This window comes from Halomarina rubra, assembly GCF_023699475.1.
GTDB lineage: Archaea > Halobacteriota > Halobacteria > Halobacteriales > Haloarculaceae > Halomarina > Halomarina rubra.
The window spans coordinates 276820-293459 of sequence record NZ_JALXFV010000005.1 but is presented as its reverse complement, the minus strand read 5'-3'; the positions used below and the strand labels follow the sequence as shown (position 1 = coordinate 293459).

Annotated in this window: 17 protein-coding genes and 1 tRNA gene; 10 read left to right on the top strand and 8 right to left on the bottom strand. The window is 69.8% G+C overall.

Annotation, left to right across the window (positions count from 1 at the left end):
• The 3 genes from M1L36_RS11265 to M1L36_RS11255 all read left to right on the top strand — a co-directional run.
• Nucleotides 1-2661, top strand: a 2661-nt coding sequence (locus tag M1L36_RS11265; RefSeq protein WP_250873828.1) for a bacterio-opsin activator domain-containing protein, incomplete at its 5' end; no start/stop codon positions are given.
• A 124-nt stretch (nt 2662-2785) separates the two neighbouring features.
• Nucleotides 2786-3121 (top strand): HalOD1 output domain-containing protein, encoded by a 336-nt coding sequence (locus M1L36_RS11260; protein WP_250873827.1) that lies wholly within the window; start codon nt 2786-2788, stop codon nt 3119-3121.
• 11 nt (nt 3122-3132) lie between these two features.
• Nucleotides 3133-3288 (top strand): hypothetical protein, encoded by a 156-nt coding sequence (locus M1L36_RS11255; protein WP_250873826.1) that lies wholly within the window; start codon nt 3133-3135, stop codon nt 3286-3288.
• Nucleotides 3289-3405: 117 nt separating this feature from the next.
• Here M1L36_RS11255 and M1L36_RS11250 read toward each other — a convergent pair.
• Nucleotides 3406-3479 (bottom strand) — tRNA-Arg (locus tag M1L36_RS11250).
• Nucleotides 3480-3569: 90 nt separating this feature from the next.
• Here M1L36_RS11250 and M1L36_RS11245 point away from each other — a divergent pair.
• The 3 genes from M1L36_RS11245 to M1L36_RS11235 are packed head-to-tail and all read left to right on the top strand — an operon-like array spanning nt 3570 to nt 5205.
• Nucleotides 3570-4118, top strand: a complete 549-nt coding sequence (locus M1L36_RS11245; protein ID WP_250873825.1) for an AAA family ATPase — start codon at nt 3570-3572, stop codon at nt 4116-4118.
• A complete protein-coding gene (locus M1L36_RS11240; protein WP_250873824.1) occupies nt 4115-4567 on the top strand; it encodes an RNA-binding domain-containing protein in 453 nt (150 codons plus the stop codon). The genes M1L36_RS11245 and M1L36_RS11240 overlap by 4 nt, the downstream gene beginning before the upstream one ends.
• A complete protein-coding gene (locus M1L36_RS11235; RefSeq protein ID WP_250873823.1) occupies nt 4567-5205 on the top strand; it encodes an HAD family hydrolase in 639 nt (212 codons plus the stop codon). The genes M1L36_RS11240 and M1L36_RS11235 overlap by 1 nt, the downstream gene beginning before the upstream one ends.
• A 22-nt stretch (nt 5206-5227) precedes the next feature.
• Here the strand turns inward: M1L36_RS11235 and M1L36_RS11230 are convergent, their stop codons facing one another.
• Nucleotides 5228-6298, bottom strand: coding sequence for a molybdopterin-dependent oxidoreductase (locus M1L36_RS11230; protein ID WP_250873822.1), 1071 nt, complete (start codon nt 6296-6298; stop codon nt 5228-5230).
• 74 nt (nt 6299-6372) lie between these two features.
• Nucleotides 6373-7014 (bottom strand): DUF2238 domain-containing protein, encoded by a 642-nt coding sequence (locus M1L36_RS11225; protein ID WP_250873821.1) that lies wholly within the window; start codon nt 7012-7014, stop codon nt 6373-6375.
• An 81-nt stretch (nt 7015-7095) separates the two neighbouring features.
• On the opposite strand from M1L36_RS11225, the gene M1L36_RS11220 reads away from it, so the two are divergent.
• The 3 genes from M1L36_RS11220 to M1L36_RS11210 all read left to right on the top strand — a co-directional run bounded on the left by M1L36_RS11220 (nt 7096) and on the right by M1L36_RS11210 (nt 9053).
• Nucleotides 7096-7734, top strand: coding sequence for a metal-dependent hydrolase (locus M1L36_RS11220; RefSeq protein WP_250873820.1), 639 nt, complete (start codon nt 7096-7098; stop codon nt 7732-7734).
• A 92-nt stretch (nt 7735-7826) separates the two neighbouring features.
• On the top strand, nt 7827-8171 hold the full coding sequence (locus tag M1L36_RS11215; protein ID WP_250873819.1) for a four-helix bundle copper-binding protein: 345 nt from the start codon (nt 7827-7829) through the stop codon (nt 8169-8171).
• Nucleotides 8172-8249: 78 nt separating this feature from the next.
• Nucleotides 8250-9053 (top strand): YihY/virulence factor BrkB family protein, encoded by an 804-nt coding sequence (locus tag M1L36_RS11210; RefSeq protein ID WP_250873818.1) that lies wholly within the window; start codon nt 8250-8252, stop codon nt 9051-9053.
• A gap of 121 nt (nt 9054-9174) precedes the next feature.
• Here the strand turns inward: M1L36_RS11210 and M1L36_RS11205 are convergent, their stop codons facing one another.
• Together M1L36_RS11205 and M1L36_RS11200 are read right to left on the bottom strand one after the other, a co-directional pair.
• Nucleotides 9175-9729 carry a magnesium transporter gene (locus M1L36_RS11205; RefSeq protein ID WP_250873817.1) on the bottom strand — a complete coding sequence of 185 codons (555 nt, stop codon included), beginning with the start codon at nt 9727-9729 and terminating at the stop codon, nt 9175-9177.
• Between the two features lies 1 nt (nt 9730).
• On the bottom strand, nt 9731-10303 hold the full coding sequence (locus M1L36_RS11200) for a magnesium transporter (protein WP_250873816.1): 573 nt from the start codon (nt 10301-10303) through the stop codon (nt 9731-9733).
• Between the two features lie 151 nt (nt 10304-10454).
• On the opposite strand from M1L36_RS11200, the gene surE reads away from it, so the two are divergent.
• Nucleotides 10455-11255, top strand: a complete 801-nt coding sequence (gene surE, locus M1L36_RS11195; protein WP_250873815.1) for a 5'/3'-nucleotidase SurE — start codon at nt 10455-10457, stop codon at nt 11253-11255.
• A 190-nt stretch (nt 11256-11445) separates the two neighbouring features.
• Here surE and M1L36_RS11190 read toward each other — a convergent pair whose 3' ends face one another.
• From M1L36_RS11190 to M1L36_RS11180, 3 genes are all read right to left on the bottom strand, one after another.
• A complete protein-coding gene (locus M1L36_RS11190) occupies nt 11446-12837 on the bottom strand; it encodes a signal recognition particle protein Srp54 (protein WP_250873814.1) in 1392 nt (463 codons plus the stop codon).
• 89 nt (nt 12838-12926) lie between these two features.
• The gene (locus M1L36_RS11185; protein ID WP_250873813.1) at nt 12927-14393 is read right to left on the bottom strand and encodes a S8 family serine peptidase; all 1467 of its coding nucleotides are present in this window, start codon (nt 14391-14393) and stop codon (nt 12927-12929) included.
• Between the two features lie 291 nt (nt 14394-14684).
• A complete protein-coding gene (locus M1L36_RS11180; protein ID WP_250873812.1) occupies nt 14685-16607 on the bottom strand; it encodes a bacterio-opsin activator domain-containing protein in 1923 nt (640 codons plus the stop codon).
• Between the last annotated feature and the right edge of the window lie 33 nt (nt 16608-16640).

The window sequence follows — 16640 nt, the reverse complement described above, 5'->3', positions numbered from 1 at the left end:
GTCACCGCCGCCTACGAAGCCGGCGTCACGACCGTCGTCGACCGTCAGACGGCCGCCAGCGACCGAATTCTCGTCGAGACGCTCCGCGGGGCGCTCCTGGAGGACCCGCCGACCGACGCGGCGGACGACCGCTCGACCGTCGACGCCACCGCCGACGGCCCGGTTATCGACGCGACGGGCGACCGACCGACCGCCGAGCGGCCGGCCGACGTCGCCGCCGAGACTCCGACCGACGCCGGAGACGTCGGAGACGCCGACGAGCGACACCGGCGAATCCTCGACACGGTCGACGACGGTCTCTACGCGCTCGACAGCGAGGAGCGGTTCGTCGCGGTCAACGAGGCGTACGCCGACCTCACCGGGTTCAGTCGCGAGGAACTGCTCGGCCGACCCGCCGCCGTCGTAACCGACCGACTCGGTGGCGACGAGATCGACGGCCTCCGTCGCGCCCTCGACGAGGGAGACGGTGCCGTCACGCTCGAAGCCGACCTCCCGACGGCCGACGGACGGTCGGTCCCCATCGAGGCTCGCGTCGCTCCGTTCACCGTCGGGCCGGGGGACGTCGGCCGCGTGGGGGTCGTCCGCGACGTCTCCGAGCGTCGGCAGCTCGAACGCGAACTCGAAGGTATCCTCGAACGGGTCACGGACGCGTTCTTCGCCATCGACGACGACTGGCGGTTCGCCTACGTCAACGAACGAGCGGCCGCGCTCCTCGAACGGTCGGTCGCGGACCTCCTCGGTGAGCACATCTGGACGGCGTTCCCCGAGGCCGTCGGAACGGCGTTCGAGACGGAGTACGAACGGGCGGTCGAGACCGGCGAGGCGGTGACGTTCGAGGAGTTCTACTCCCCGCTGGGGGCGTGGTTCGAGGTGAGCGCGTACCCCTCGGAGACGGGGCTGTCGGTGTACTTCCGCGACGTCTCGGCCAGGAAGGCGGCCGAACGCCGCCGCGAGGACCGTATCCGCCAGTTCGAGGCGCTCAACGACCGCGTCCAGCGGCTCGCGGATGCGACGACCCGCGAGGCGGTCTGCGAGATGACCGTCGAGGCGGCGGCCGACGTCCTCGGCCTCGACCGGTCGTACGTCCGGCTGTACGACGAGGAGAGCGGCGAGTTACCCGTCGCCGCCAGGACGGACGCGACGCCTCCGGACGTCGACGCGTCGCTGTTCGGGGACGCCTCGACGGGACCGGTCTGGGAGACGTTCATCCGCGGCGAGCAGGCGGAGCTGTCCGGACTCGACTCGGCCGACGCCGACGTCGACGTCGGGGGGCTGGCGGCGTTCCCGCTCGGCGAACACGGGGTGTTCGTGACGCTCTCGTCGGCGTCGGAGACGTTCGAGGAGACCGACCTGCTCGCGGCGGAACTGCTCTGTGCGAACGCTCGCTCCTCGCTGGACCGGGCCGCCCGCGAGTCGGAGCTGCGTCGCCAGCGCGACCGGTTCGAGGAGAAGAACGACCGCCTCGAACGGGTCAACCGCATCAACCGTGCGATTCGGGAGATAACACAGGTGCTCGTCCAAGCGGACTCCCACGAGGAGGTCGAACGCCTCGTCTGTGAGACCCTCGCCGCCATCGACCCGTTCCGGTTCGTCTGGTTCGGACACCACGACCCCGCCACCGACGACCTCCGCGCCGTCGCGTCGGCCGGCGACGACCGCGGCTATCTGGACGACGTCGTCGTGACCGCCGACGACTCCCCGACCGGGCAGGGGCCGGCGGCTCGGGCCATCGCGACGGGAGCGCCCGCAGTCCAGAACAGCATCCTCCAGGCCCCCGAGTTCGACCCGTGGCGCGAGGCCGCGCTCTCGCGTGGGTTCCGCTCGTGCGTCTCGGTGCCGGTCCAGTACCGCGACACCCGGTACGGCGTCCTCTCCATCTACTCGAACACGCCGAACACGTTCGAGGAGATGGAGGTGTCGGTGCTGGCAGAGCTCGGTCAGAGTATCGGCTACGCGGCCAACGCCATCGAGCGCAAGCAGGCGCTCGCCAGCGAGCGTTCGGTCGCGTTCACGTTCGACCTCCCCGACCTCGACGCACCCCTGTTCGGCTTCCTCGACGGTAGTCAGGGGACGTTCGAACTGGAGAACGTGGTCCGGCGACTCGACGACCGTGTCCACCTGTTCTTCACCGCCCACGACGTCGGGTTCGACGCAATCCACGACCACGCGGAAGCGTCGCCGACCGTCGAGCACGTCACGCTGCTCGCCGACGACGAGGGCTGTCAGTTCGAGTGTACCGTCCGCGAGACGACGTTCGTCACGACGCTGCTCGACCGCGGGGCGGTGTTCGAGACCATCACGGTCGACGACGGCGCGGCGACCGTGAGCGTCCGTGTCCCACAGGACGTCGACGCTCGCGGCATCGTCCGACTCATCGAGGAGCGGTTCGGTCGGGTCGAACTCCGTTCGCGCCGGGAACTCGACGAACCGGTGTTCTCGCGTGGCGAGTTCGAACGCGAGGTCCGGTCGTTGCTCACCGACCGGCAGACCGAGGTCGTCGAGACCGCCTACGCCGCCGGGTTCTTCGAGTGGCCGCGAAAGACCAACGGCCAGGAGGTCGCCGCACTCCTCGACGTGACCCAGCCGACGGTGAACCGCCACATCCGGGCCGCCGAGCGCCACCTCCTCGGTCTCCTGTTCGACGACCGAGAGCAGCCGTGACCGCCCACGGCGCTCCCCGACCACTCTTCGGCGGAGAAATTTACGATAGTTAATCAGTCTTCGAGACGACACAATACATCAACTGTGAACTGTTTCTTGTGATAGCTGCTTTCGTCGATACAGGATGGACCGGCAGGTTCGGATGGTCGTCGAGTTAGAGCGGTCGGCGGTGCCGCCGAGCGAAGTCGTCGCCGAGGGACTGGCCCGTGCGAACGGTATCGAGGCGGTCGACCTCGACGTCACCCTGTTCGACTACGTCGACCCGAGCAGTCTCGACCGGGTGTTCGTCGACCGGCGACCGGACGCTCCCCGGGACGGTTGGGTGTCGTTTCCCGTCGAGGGGTACCGCGTGACGGTGGCGAACGCGCCCGCTGACGCGGTCACGGTCCGCGTCGAGGCGGTCGGTGAGGTACTGGACGAGCGGGCGACCGTGGACGCCGGGTTCGAGACCGACTGCTGACCTCCCTGCCGATGCCGACCGACGAGACCGACCTGACCCGCGAGGCCGAGACGGAGACGAACCTGTACGTCAGGGCGACGCCCGACGGCGAGGTCGGCCTGCTCGTCGACGCCGACTGCCCGACCGCCTGGTTGCTGTCGACGACCGTGGTTCCGCTCGAGCGCTGAGACGACCGTGGGATTCGAAGCAGGCCGAGACCCCACGCTTCGCGCGGAACCTCGGTCTGCTTCGAATCACCACCTCGGTTCGTTCGCGGTTGCTCGCGTTCGCTCGCAACACGCTCACGAGCACGATGGGATTCGAACCCACGACCATCGGATTAGAAGTCCGACGCTCTGTCCTACTGAGCTACGTGCCCTACCGGGGCGTCCACGTCGTCGCACAAAAAGCGGTCGGGTCTGCGGTTGAACCGATGGGTATTACGGAGCGGTTGCCGTAGCCTCGGCCAATGAGAGTCATCGGTACCGTCGGACTGCCGGGGAGTGGGAAAGGCGAGTTCGCCGAGGTCGCCCGCGCCCACGACGTCCCGGTCGTGACGATGGGTGACGTCATCCGGGCGGCGTGTCGCGAGCGGGGGCTCGACCCCGCGGACCACCACGGCCGAGTGGCACAGCAGTTGCGCGAGGAGGACGGCCCGCTGGCCGTCGCCGAGCGCTCGCTACCGCTCGTCGAGGCGGAACTGGGCGACCACGACACCGTCGTCGTCGACGGGCTCCGTTCGGGCGACGAGGCCGACCGTTTCGAGGCGGCGTTCGGCGAGCAGTTCGTGCTGGTCGCCATCGACGCGCCGTTCGACGACCGCGCCGCACGCGTCGAGGGTCGCGGTCGTGACACGAGCGCTGCGGACGGTGGCGAGTCCCTCGAAGCGCGCGACGAGCGTGAACGCGGGTTCGGGATGGACGAAGCCATCGAACGCGCCGACCTGACCATCGAGAACGACGGGACCCTGGAGGCGTTCCACGAGCGCGTCGAGGCAGTGCTGGAGGGCGAGCGATGACCGTCTACAGCGTCGACGTCGAGATCCGCGCGCCGGTCGAACCGACCGAGGTGACCGACCGGGTCGCCGACGCGGTCCGCGAACTGTTCCCGAACGCCGAGCTGCGCGAGGAGCCGGGTGAACTCGTCGGCGAGGCTCACTCGCTGGACCACTTCTCCCAGCGGTTGCGCGAGCAGGCCATCCTCGACACCGCCCGCAACACGTTCGAGGACACGCTGGAGGGCGACACGTTCACCTTCCGCCTGAAGAAGCAGGCGGCGTTCGTCGGGACGGTCAACTTCGCGGTCGGCAGCGAGGGCGAGTTGGGCGACATCTTCGTCGAGGTGACGGTCCGCGACCCCGACCCCGAGACGTTCGTCGAGTACGTCGCCCCCCCGACCGAGGACGGCGTCCCACTGGACGAACTCGCGGAGGAGGCGGCCCGCGACCCGACACGGGACCGCGACTGATGGGCCACACGGACGCCGCTGCTCCGGCAGACCGGGCCGTCCTGTTCGACCTCGACGGCACGCTCCTGCGCTACGCGGAGTTCGGCGCGGTCGTCGCGGCCCCGTTCCGCGAGGTGTGCGGCCGGTACGACGTCGCGTGGGGCGAGCACAACAGCGAGCGGTTCTTCGAGCACTTCGGCGCACTCACGCCCGACCCGTTCCGTCGGTCGTTCGCCGAGACGTGCGAGCGATTCGGTCTCGACGCCGACCCCGAGGCGCTGGTCGCCGCTCGCGTCGACGCCGAGTGCTCGCTGTCGACGGTCCCCGACGCTGCCCACGAGACGCTCGACGTGCTGGCCGACGCGGGCCATCCGCTCGGCGTCGTCACCAACGGCGTCGGGGCGGTCCAGCGCGAGAAACTCGCGGCCCACGACCTGCTCGACCGGTTCGATGCTGTCGTCGCCTCTTACGACGTCGGGGCGCACAAACCCGCCCTGGCCCCGTTCGAGGCCGCTCGCGATGCGCTCGGTGCCGCCGAGTTCGTGATGGTCGGCGACAGCGACGACGACGTCGAGGGTGCTCGGGGCGTCGGGATGGGTGCGCTTCGCGTCGCGGACGGGTCGTTCCCGACGGCGAGTGCGGTGCGCGACGCCTTCTGAGTCGGCCGCCCTCGCCGACGCCTCAGTCGATGCCGCTGACGAAGATGGCGACCCACTGGCCCCAGTCGCGCGACTCGCGGACCTCGACGGCGGTCACCCACTTCACCCACTGGAACCCGCGGCGGTCGGGAGCGACCACGCGAAGCGGGTAGCCGTGGCCGTGTGAGAGGCGCTCGCCGTCGACGTGGGTCGCGAGCAGTAACTCGCGGGCCTGCTCGATGGGGAACCCGAAGCGATACCCCGTCACCGAGTGGAACGTCACCCAGCGAGCGTCGTCGCTCGTTCCGGCGGCGTCGAGCAGGTCTCCGACGCGGACGCCGCGCCAGTCACGCTCGACGTACCAGCCACTCGTGCAGTCGAGCAACGCGCGGTCGACGGTCGGAGCGACGGTCCCGCCGTCACCAGTCAGTGCCGCGTAGTCGGCGCGGAACGGTCGCTCGACGCTCCCAGCGACGTGCAGTCGCCACGATTCGGTGTCGACCGGATCGGGGTCGTCCAGCACCCAACTGGTCGCCGGGTAGCGGTTGCCCGTGCCACCTTCGGGTTTCGACCCGGTGAACCGGCGGTCCGCGCCGGCGGTGTCGAGTGCGGCGACGACGGCCTGCTGGGCGCGCCAGGCGAGCGCCCCCGCCAGCGCCAACCCGGCGTACTGCAGCATCGTCCGGCGGCCCTCCCAGTCCTCGCTGGTCGGGCGGCGCGCTCGCATCAGGACGTGCCAGACGAGCGGCGGGACGACGACGAGGCCGAGGCCGATGTGGAGGTTGAGTAGCGTCCAGCCACCGAGGTCGAGGTTCGCGCCGAGCACCCACGCGACGCCGGTGAGGAGCGCGGCGAGCGCGACCACCGCGAGGTACACCGAGAGGAGGACTCGCCACGACCCCGAGCGGACGCCCGCCGAGATGCGCGGGCGGACGCGTCGGAGCTTCCAGAACAGCAAGACGGTGAGCGTCAACCCGCCCGCGCCGTGGAGGAAGAACACCCAGCCGTCGCGGACGCTCCCGGTGGCGAGGCTCACTACGCCCGTCGCGAGGGCGAGGGCGAGCGCCGCCAGAATCGTCCAGTCGACGGCGCGCGGGCGGGGTTCGAATCGCACGAGTAGAGCTAGGGCCCAGCGGGACTTAGCACCCGCGCCGAGACGAACCCGTGGCGGTCTCGCGAGGCGGTCACTCAGCGACTCCGCGAGTGTCGGGCGCGCTCGTAGCGCTCGGTGAGGTCGTCGACGAGGTCCGACAGTTCGTTCGTGCCGAACAGCGCGAGCAGGACGGCACCGACCATGTCGAACACGAGGTCGACGACGGTGTCGGCGAGGCCGTACTGGACGAGCACCGGGTCGGCCCCGACGACGTCGGCCAGTTCACGGGCGACGAACTCCAGCACCTCCCAGAACACGCCGAGACCGACGGTGAACAGGAGGATGAACACGAACAGGAACTCGTCGGTGAACCGGACGGCGTCGGAGTACTCGTCGAGGGCGCTGACGGCGGCGTAGCCCGTGGCGGCGACCACCGACGCCGACAGCGTGTGGGTGACGTGGTCCCACCACCAGACGTCCCGGTAGAGCCCCGTCATCCCGACGGTGTGGAGGAAGACGGCGAGCGTGAGCCACAGCGTCAGCTTCGGGTTCAGGTTGAGCGAGTAGTCCCGGTCGAGCACGGCGGGCAGGAACGTCACCGCCAGCGCGACGACGGCGTTGACGACGATGCCGAGGTTCGCCGTCACCACGCCGACGACGAGCAACAGCGCGATGGCTAGCTGGAGCAGACGGCTGACTGCCCGCTGGACCCGTGCGGTGCGGCCGCGAGAGGCCATCACCGTGCCGTAGCACGCCCGCGGGCTAAGACCTGTCCCCCGGCGATACGGATTTACAGTTCAAGCCCATACGAGACGTCGATGATGGTGATGACCCACGTGCTCGTGGGTATCGTACTCGGTGTCGTCGCCACCCTGTTCGCTCCCGAGGCCGCGCCGCTAGCCGTCGTGGCCGGCGGTCTCGGGGGGCTCGTTCCGGACCTCGACCTCTACGTCGGCCACCGCCGAACGCTCCACTTCCCGGTGTACGGGCCGCTCGCCGCCGTCGGGGCGGTCGGTCTCGCCGCTCTCGCGCCGTCGGTCGAGACGGTCGCGCTCGCAGTGTTCCTCGCGAGCGCGGGTGTCCACGCCGCGATGGACGCGCTCGGCGGCGGTCTCGAACTGAAGCCCTGGCAGGCGACCTCCGACCGCGCCGTCTACAGCCACTTCCACGGGCGCTGGCTCCGACCGCGCCGACTCGTCCCGTACGACGGTGCGCCGGCGGACCTCGTGCTCGCGGGGGCGCTCGCCGTGCCGACGCTGCTGCTCGCCGGCGCGCCCGTCGACGGTGCGGTCGCCGGGTTGCTCGTCGTTGCGACGGGCTACACGCTGTTGCGTCGTCGACTCGCGACCGTCTGGGCGCGTCTCGTCCACCTCGTCCCTCCCGACCTCGTCGAGTACCTCCCCAATCGCTTCGCCGTCGTCCACCGTGCCGGCGGCGCGCCGCCGAGCGACGACTGAGCGCCGTTCGACCTGTCTCTCCGTTCGTTCCGGGCGACTCCCCTGCCCGCGCAAGCCAAACGACGACCTCTCGGGCGGCCGACCCGTCGTGCATGGCGCTCGACGACATCGACCACCTGAGCGACGACGAGAAGGAGTGTCTCGACAACTGCCTCGAAGCGGCCCAGGCGTGTGAGTGGTGTGCCGACGAGTGCGCCGGCCACGGCGAGGAGATGGCCGAGTGCGTCCGACTCTGTCGGGACGTCGCCGACGTCGCGACCCTCCACGCGCGGTTCATGGCCCGCGACTCGGACTACAGCGGCGACCTCGCGGCGGTGTGTGCCGACGTCTGCGAGGCGTGCGCCGACGAGTGCGACCAGCACGACCACGACCACTGCCAGACCTGTGCGCGGGTCTGCCGGGAGTGCGCCGAGACCTGTCGGTCGATGGCGGCCTGAGTCGGTCACCGCGCGACCCCCGACCGCCGATGGCTCCGAACGGTTCGCCTTTTTCTACCGTCACGACGAACGGAGCGTGTGGACCGCCGAGCGTACCGGACGGCAATCCGGACCGTCGTCGCCGTCGCCCGCGAAGAACAGGTGTCGGTGAAGGCGGCGAGTCTGGGCTATCACGCGTTCAACACGCTCATCCCGCTCGCGCTGTTCGTCCTGCTCGGTCTCTCGGCGCTCGGCCGACTCGACCCGGCGCTGTCGACGCTCTCCTCGACGCTCGGGCTCTCGACGGGACAGCTCCAGTCGATGCTCACGTCGACGACCAACGCCACCGGTGCGCGCCTCCGGGCGGCCGTCCTGGCGTTCCTCATACTGGCGTGGAGTGCGACGCGGACGTTCCACACGACCAACGCCGCGTTCGACGAGGTGTACGGCACCCGTCGCCAGGGGTCGCTCCTGCGGACCGTCGAGGAGGTCGCCATCGCGACGGTGACGACGCCGCTCGCGTTCGCACTCGCCATCGGTCTCGGCGTGGTGCTCTCGCTCGTCGTGAAGGGCATCCTCTGGGCAATCGTCGCCCCGATCGTCCTGTTTCTCGCGCTCGTCGTCGGCTTCTTCCCGATGTACTACGTCTTCCCCGGCGTCGACATCTCCCCACGCGAGGCCGTCCCGGGGGCGGTGTTCGCCGCGACGCTGTGGACCGTCTCGGCGGTGTTCTTCCGGGTGTACGCCAGCGTCTCCCAGAGCGTCCACCTCTACGGCGTCGTCGGCGGGATGTTGTTGTTGCTGACGTGGCTGTACGTCGGCGGGTTGGCGCTGCTGCTCGGTGTCGTGGTGAACGCGGTGCTCGCCGAGCGGGTGGACCCGGACTCGGTGTGGCGGCCGTAACGAGACGCTCCTTTCGGAGCGTCTCGGGAGACGAACGGGGAGTGAAACGACCCGTGAGCAGTAGCGTGCGCGATTCGGAGCGACCGGTGAACCACGAGCAGTCCGTTCCGAAGCGCCCCGCTCACACCAGCACCTGCACGACGGCGAACAGGACGAGTACGCCGAGCACGTCGCAGGTGTTGGTGACGACGGGGATGACCACGTCGTCGGGATCGAGTTGGAGGCGGTAGGCGGCGTAGGCGGTGGTGACGGTGACGAGGACGGCGAGCACCGCCAGGATGGCCCCCGAGCAGACGGCGACGAGCACCACGGTCGTCAGTGCGAGGCGACTGCCGGTCCAGGCCGCGGTCAGCAGCCACGCCCCCACGCCGATGATGGGGAAGACGGTCAACGAGAGGGCCACGGTCGCCACGGCGTTGCCGATCAGGGTGTCGTCGGCCCCGAACGAGAGCGTCCCGAGGTGGAACGCCGTCGAGAGGCGCGACGCCAGCACGCTGCCGAGGTTCCCCGCCGACCCGATGGTGACGGGGACGAGCACGAGCAACGAGGGGTACTTCAGCAGGGTCGCCTCGAACCCGCCGAGGACGAGGCCGCTGGCGACCGCGACGAGCGTCAACGCCAGCAGTATCGGCAGCGTCGCGCGGGTGATGGCCCGGACGGTCCACTCCGTCGCCACGCTACAGCACCCCGAGGACGACCTGCACGGCCAGCCAGAGGAACACGACGCCGAAGACGTCGCCGGCGGTCGTCACGATGGGGCCGACGAGGGTGTCGGGGTTGAACCCGCGACGGAACCCGCCGAAGACGACGACCACGACGACGACGGCCAGCACGGCCCCCGAGAGCAACGCGGCGAGAAACGAGATGACGGCGAGTTCGAGGACGGTTGCGCGTGGCTCGCCGAGCGCGACCAGCGCGCCCCACGCGACCAGCGCCGAGAAGACGCTGGCGACGACGCCGAGCAGCAGCGCGGCGAGAACGGCCGCTCGGAGTCGCTCGTCGGTCCCGCGCAGTCGCGGTTCGACCAACCCCTGGTGGAGCGCGGTGGCGATGCGCGCGCCGAGCGACCCGTAGACGTTCCCGCGGGTCGCCAACAGCGCCGGCACGAGCACCAGCAGGCCGGCGACGGCCTCGAACTCGGCGCGCATCCCGCTGAGGGCGACGCCGGCGAGCAGGCCGCCGACCGCGCTCGCCGACAGCGCCGGCAGTCCCTCGCGGTAGGCTTCGCGTGCGACGTCGCCGACGGTCATCGCCAGTAGGGACGTGCGCCGCCGACAAAAAACCGACCGCGTGCGAGGGGGCGACACGGTTCCGCGGCGTCCCGACGGAACGACACCGACTTGCTATCCGACACGAACCTCCAGATATGACGAGTCAGGTCGCCACCCGTCGGGGTGGGCGATGAGGCTGCTGGTGACGAACGACGACGGCATCGAGAGCCCCGGTCTCCGGGCGCTCGTGAACGCGCTCTCCGACCTGGGTGCGGTCACCGTCGTCGCGCCCGCCGACGACCAGAGCGGTGTCGGGCGGGCACGCTCCCGGACCGTCGGCGTCACCGACCACGACGAGGGCTACGCCGTCACCGGCACGCCCGCCGACTGCGTCGCGTTCGGACTGCGCGGACTGGACCGCGAGTTCGACGTCGTCGTCTCGGGCTGTAACCACGGGCCGAACATCGGCGCGTACGTCCTCGGGCGCTCGGGGACCGTCGGCGCGGCGATGGAAGCGAGCTTCCTGGGCGTCCCCGCCGTCTCCGTCTCGGCGTACCACCCCGAGGAGTTCTTCCCGCACCCGCCACACGCGTTCGACTTCTCGGGACCGGCCAGCGTCGCCCGCCGACTGGTCGAGCGCGCCTGCGAGAAGCGCGTGTTCGACACCCTCGACGTGTTGAACCTCAACGCTCCGACCGGGACTCCTGCCGAGATGCCGACGATGCGCGTCACCCGCCCGTACGCCGACTACGACACGACCGTCGAGGAGGACGGCGAGGCGACCCACCTCGTCGACACGTTCTGGGCGAGCGCCGACGCTCACGAGGGGCCGGTCCCGGACCTCGACGCCCACCGCGACATCTACCCCGTCGACAGCGACCGCCACGCGCTCGCCGAGGGTCGCATCAGCGTCTCGCCGCTCCGCGGCCCACAGACCGTCGAGGCCTCGACGGCGCTGACGGACGTGGTGTCGGTGCTGAACGGAGCCTGAACTCACGCCCTGCGGCCCTGGCGGGTGAAGGGCGAGGGCGCTCCGGGAAGCACGACGACGCAAGCACCGCAGGGAACGAGCGAAACGAGTGACCGAGGCGCACAGCGAGTCGCGCGAGTGGAGCGCCCGAGGGCTTCAGAGCCGTTCGCTACTGCTGCATCGTCAACAGCCGAAAACCACTCACGAAACCCTAGTCGCCGAACGGGCCCATGCCGCCCATCCCGCCGCCGCCACCGCCGCCTTTCTGCTCCATGCGTTTCATCATACGCTGCATGTCGCCGTCGCCCATCCCCTGGAACTGCTTTATCATCCGCTCCATCATGCGGTGTTGTTCGAGCAGTTCCTGGATGCGCTCGGGGTCCTTGCCCGACCCGCGGGCGATGCGCTCGGTCCGCTCGGCACCGACGACGCGGGGGTTCTCCAACTCCTCTTCGGTCATCGAGTCCATGATGACCTCGAAGTCGAGCATCCGCGACTTGGTGACGTCCATCGCGTCGTCGGGCAGCTGGTCCATGAGTCCGCCGCCGAAGCCCGGAATCATGTCCATCACCTGTTCGAGCGGCCCCATGTTGTTCATCGCCTGCATCTGCTTGCGCATGTCGTGCAGGGTGAAGTTGCCCTGCATCATGTCCTCGGGGTCCCAGTCGTCGTCCTCGCCGGTCGACTGCATCGCCCGCTCGACGCGTTCGGCGAGCTGTTTCAGGTCGCCCATCCCGAGTAGCCGGGAGATGAACCCGTTCGGCTCGAACCGCTCGATGTCCTGGACGGTCTCACCGGTCCCGAGGAACGCGATGGTCGAGTCCGTCTCGTTGACCGCCGCGAGCGCACCCCCACCTTTCGCCGTCCCGTCGAGTTTCGTGATGACGACGCCGTCGATGCCGACCGCGTCGCCGAACGCGCGGGCCTGGTCCTTCGCGCCCTGCCCGATGGCGGCGTCGAGCACCAGCAGGTTCCGGTCGGGCGTCGCGAACCCTTCGATCTCCTTCAGCTCCTCGATGAGTTCCTCGTTCAGCCCGGAGCGCCCGGAGGTGTCGACGATGCGGATGTCGGCGTCCTGGGTCTCCTCGAACCCCTGCCGAGCGATCTCGACGGGGTCCTCCTCGTTCGGGTCGCCGTAGAAGTCGACCTCCGCGCGCTCACACATCTGGCGGGACTGCTCGTACGCGCCGGGTCGGAAGGTGTCGGTCTGGATGACCGCGGGACGCAGCCCTTTCGTCGAGAACCACCACGCCATCTTCGCGGCGCTGGTGGTCTTCCCCGACCCCTGGAGGCCGGCCAGCAGGATGGTCTGGGATTCGAGGGGGAGTTCGGTGGAGTCGCCGACGAGCGCGACCATCTCCTCGTAGACGATCTTGAGGACGTGGTCGCGGGCGGTGGTACCGCCGGGTGGCTCCTCGTCGAGCGCTCGCGTCTTGATGGAGTCCGAGAGCTCCATCACGAGGTCGATGTCCACGTCGGCGCTGATGAGCGAGCGTTGAATCTCCTTGACCACCGCGTCGACGTCCTCCTCGTCGAGGCGGGACTTACCCTGGAGCTGGTCCAGGGTCCCGCGGAGAGAGCTCCCGAGATTGTCGAGTACCATTATTGGCCGGGGCTACGCGACCACGCCGGTAAAGGCTTTGCTCACTGCTCCGGGTGCCGCCGAAAAGGGTGGTGTGGTGGGCTGTCGCCCTACGGCTGGGTGAGCGTCACGTCGCCGAAGCCGGCGAAGTTCCCGTCGGCGGCGCGCTGGACGGCCGCCTCGGCGTCGACGAACCCGGCCCCGACGTTCGCCGGGGTGTAGCTGTCGAGCGCCTCGTACGCCGTCGCCTCCAGCGTGTTGAGCACGTCGATGGGTGCGGGGGTGCCGTGGCCCTCCTGCTGGGCGGCGTCGACCATCAGAGTGGCCGTCCCCGAGGTGACGGGACAGGACATCGAGGTGCCCGAGATGGTGGCGTAGTAGAGGTCGGTGTCCCCGCCCGTCGCGTTCAACACGTCGAGCGGCGACATCGTCGAGGTGACGGCGTTCCCCGGCGCGCCGACGCCGTTGCGGTAGAGGCCGACCGGCCCCGACGCACTCCCCGAGTCGTAGTAGCTCCTGAGGTTGTCGAGGGCGGTCTGGCGGTCGTAGTTCGCGCCCGTCGAGGCGGCCCGGCCGCGCGAGGAGAACTCCGTGACGGCCTTCTGGTCGTCCGTCGCGGCGACCGACAGCACGTGGGGAGCCTTCGCGTAGTCGTTGAGCGTGTCGTTCCCCGGTCCGGAGTTACCCGCCGAGAACACCGGCAGCAGGCCGGCGTCGAACGTCTCCCACGTCGCGGTCTGGAGCGCGCCGTCGGGGTTGTAGTCGTCGGCGCTCGCGGCACCGTAGGAGTTCGAGACGATGCTCACCTCGTCGGCGTGGTTCGCCAGCAGGTGGTCGAACGCCGCGGCGGCCTTGAGGATGGAGACGGCCGCTCCCGAGGAGTAGACGGTCAGTGACGCGCCGGGGGCCATCCCGGCGTCCTCGCCGTCGCTCTTGGTGCCGTCGCCGGCGATGGTGCCCGAGCAGTGGGTGCCGTGGCCGATGTCGTCGGAGTCGAGACCGCCGACCGGGAGCCACAGCGTCGGTTCCCCGAGCGGGTTGCCCGCCCACTGGTAGTTGTTCTCGACGGCGTGGTCGAGGTCGGGGTGACTGCCGGCGACCCCCGAGTCGATGACGGCGGTGTGGACCGACGACCCGTCGTAGCCGAGGTCGTTCTGGACGGTCGAGACGCCCGTCACCTCCCGAGCGTCGGCGTTGTGGTAGTCGAGGTCGCGGTTGGCCTCGACGTACCGCACCTCGTCCCACCCGGCGACGGTCTCGATCTGCGACCCGCTCAACAGCGTGTAGCCGACCGGCAGCACGTCGAACGAGAGGAACCCCTCGGCGAGGTCGAGGTCGCCCAGCAGGTCCACGTCGTCGTTCGACTCGAAGACGACGAGCGTCCCCTGGAGCGCGTCGCTCGCGAGGTCGAGGGTGTCGTCGACGAGGTCGCCTACCCCGGCGCTCGCACGTCCCGTCGCGAACGGCAGAGCGGCGCTCGCTCCCAGTGCCCCCGCTGCCGCCAGCACCGAACGTCTGCTCGCGGTGCGGTCGGTGTCGCTGCGTTCCGTGTCATCACGTCCCGTGTCACGTGACATAATCCCGAAAACGTAGCTGTAAGTTAAAATAGCTTCGGAGGAGGATAAATTATGCGTGGAAAGGGCGGAACGTTCTGGCCGACGCTCCCCGTGGTCCCCGACGCTCCACCCGGCGACAGCGTCCGGGACAGTCGGATGTGTGAGGAAGTCCCGAGCACCGTTGAGTTCTCTCACTAACCGTTATGGTGTGTCACCAACTGGCACGGTCTCGCGGTCGGCGGCCGTCGCCCTGCCCGTCTCGTCGAACGTCTACCGTCCGTTCCGGACTCTCGCTCGTCTCCCGCTGTCCGGTCAGTGTCCGTGGAGGCTCTCGACGTCGCCGGTCGTCAGGAACGCCTCGACGAGTTTCCGCTCGGCGATGCGGATGTGCTCGTGGAACGTGGGGGTGGAGATGTCCAGTTCCTCGGCGACCTCGCCGCCGGTGTTCACCCGTGGCGAGTCGAAGAACCCGAGGTGGTAGGCGGTGGTGAGGACGGTCCGCTGCCGGTCGGTGAGCGCGACCTCGGAGGGTGCGTCGTCGCCGCGTTCGCGTTCGCGCCGGGCGATGAGCTCCGCACCGGGGAGACGTTCACGGATCGCCGCGAGCACGCTCCGGACGTCGGTGCCCTGCGGGAACGTCGCGACGAACCGGAACGACCCGTCGTCGACGTCGACGCGTTTGAGCGTCCCGCCGTAGTCCGCGAGCAGGCGACCGAACGACCGCTCGCCGCCGACACGGACGACGCCGCCCTCGTCGTCGGTGCGCATCACCGAGACGTCCGTCTGGCCCGGGAGGCTGTCGACGACGCCCTCGACGTCACCGTCGATACGGTAGAACTGCGTGAGGCTACCGTCGCTGTCGGGGGCCGCACCGCGGAACTCGACGGTCGCGTCGACGGCCGCCGTCGCGTTCGGGACGCTGTCGAGGTCCTCGACGAGCACCTCCAGTTCGACCATCGTGTCGGTGACGAGCGCCCGGTGGCGCTCGGCCGCACCGATGGCGTAGGCGATGGTCTCGCCGAGTTCGCTGAACACGGCCCGTTCGGTCCCTTCGAAGGCGTCGGGGCGGTCGGCGTAGACACAGAGCACGCCGTAGGTGACTCCACGGTACACCAGCGGGATGGCCATGGCGGCGGCGAACCCACTCGCGACGGCGGCGGCGGCCCACGACGGGTCGTCGCGCCCGCGGAGGTGCTGGGCGACCTGTACGGTCCCGTCGCGGACGGCGTTCATCGCGGTCGCCCCGTCGTCGGACAGGTCGAGGTCCGCACGGGCGTCGAGGTACTCTTCGCCGTCGCCCGCCCACGCGCTCGGAACGACGCGGTCGGTGCTGGCGTCGTACTCGCCGACCCACGCGAACCGGTAGGACGCCTCGGCGGCCAACCGCTCGACGACCGCCCGCTCGATGTCCTCGCGGGACTCCGCGCGCACGAGGTCGTGGTTGACGTTCCGGATGACCTCGTTGATGCGGTTGAGCGTCCGTAGCGACCCGGCCTGGCGTTCGAGGGTCCGCTCGCGGCGTTTGCGCTCGCTCACGTCTCGGCCGATGCCCGAGACGCCGATGACCTCGCCGTCGTCGTCGGTGAGCGCCGTCCCCGTGAACTCGTAGGGGATGCGCTCGCCGGCTTTCGTCAACAGGTCGCCCTCCTCGGTCGCCCGGCCCTCCTCGATGGCGCGCTGGACGGCCGTCGCCACGTCGACGACGTCCTCCTCGCTGATGAGGTCGAGCGGGTTCATCTCCGCGAGTTCGCCGTCGTCGTAGCCCGTCACCTCACGGACGGCCTCGTTCCAGACGAGCAGGCGCATCTCCGTGTCGAACAGGAAGAAGATGTCCGCGAGCGCACCCAGTGCGTCGCGGATGAGCGAGTCGCGGGTCGCCGTCGTCCCGCCGACGACTCTGTCGAGGACGGCGGCGACGCTCGCCGCGTCGGTCGCCGGGTCGTCGGCCAGCGTCACGTGACCGTCCGCGCCGGCGGCCAGCGCCGTCGACTGTTCGGCGGGGTCCACACACAGCGCGACCACGGGCGTCGTCCGTGGCGACCCGACGCCGTCGGCGGCCGGTGCGGGACGCGGCGTCGAGCGGGTGTCGACGTCGTCGAGCGTGTCGACGGTCGCCAGCGTGCAGTCGACACTGTCCGTGTCCGCACGCACCGTCACGCCGTACTCGGCGTCGAGTGCCGACAGCAGCGACTCCGGCACCGTTCCACGGACGGCGACGTGGATAGGGCGGTTCATCTACCGGATGTACGAGGGGAGGCGCTTGAGGCT

What these genes read in the sequence shown, in the direction of transcription:
- M1L36_RS11185 (WP_250873813.1), bottom strand. Translation starts at nt 14,393, where the DNA reads ATGTCACGTGACACGGGACGTGATGACACGGAACGCAGCGACACCGAC.
- M1L36_RS11260 (WP_250873827.1), top strand. Translation starts at nt 2,786, where the DNA reads ATGGACCGGCAGGTTCGGATGGTCGTCGAGTTAGAGCGGTCGGCGGTG.
- M1L36_RS11245 (WP_250873825.1), top strand. Translation starts at nt 3,570, where the DNA reads ATGAGAGTCATCGGTACCGTCGGACTGCCGGGGAGTGGGAAAGGCGAG.
- M1L36_RS11180 (WP_250873812.1), bottom strand. Translation starts at nt 16,607, where the DNA reads ATGAACCGCCCTATCCACGTCGCCGTCCGTGGAACGGTGCCGGAGTCG.
- surE (WP_250873815.1), top strand. Translation starts at nt 10,455, where the DNA reads ATGAGGCTGCTGGTGACGAACGACGACGGCATCGAGAGCCCCGGTCTC.
- M1L36_RS11190 (WP_250873814.1), bottom strand. Translation starts at nt 12,837, where the DNA reads ATGGTACTCGACAATCTCGGGAGCTCTCTCCGCGGGACCCTGGACCAG.
- M1L36_RS11225 (WP_250873821.1), bottom strand. Translation starts at nt 7,014, where the DNA reads ATGGCCTCTCGCGGCCGCACCGCACGGGTCCAGCGGGCAGTCAGCCGT.
- M1L36_RS11215 (WP_250873819.1), top strand. Translation starts at nt 7,827, where the DNA reads ATGGCGCTCGACGACATCGACCACCTGAGCGACGACGAGAAGGAGTGT.
- M1L36_RS11255 (WP_250873826.1), top strand. Translation starts at nt 3,133, where the DNA reads ATGCCGACCGACGAGACCGACCTGACCCGCGAGGCCGAGACGGAGACG.
- M1L36_RS11235 (WP_250873823.1), top strand. Translation starts at nt 4,567, where the DNA reads ATGGGCCACACGGACGCCGCTGCTCCGGCAGACCGGGCCGTCCTGTTC.
- M1L36_RS11200 (WP_250873816.1), bottom strand. Translation starts at nt 10,303, where the DNA reads ATGACCGTCGGCGACGTCGCACGCGAAGCCTACCGCGAGGGACTGCCG.
- M1L36_RS11240 (WP_250873824.1), top strand. Translation starts at nt 4,115, where the DNA reads ATGACCGTCTACAGCGTCGACGTCGAGATCCGCGCGCCGGTCGAACCG.
- M1L36_RS11220 (WP_250873820.1), top strand. Translation starts at nt 7,096, where the DNA reads ATGATGGTGATGACCCACGTGCTCGTGGGTATCGTACTCGGTGTCGTC.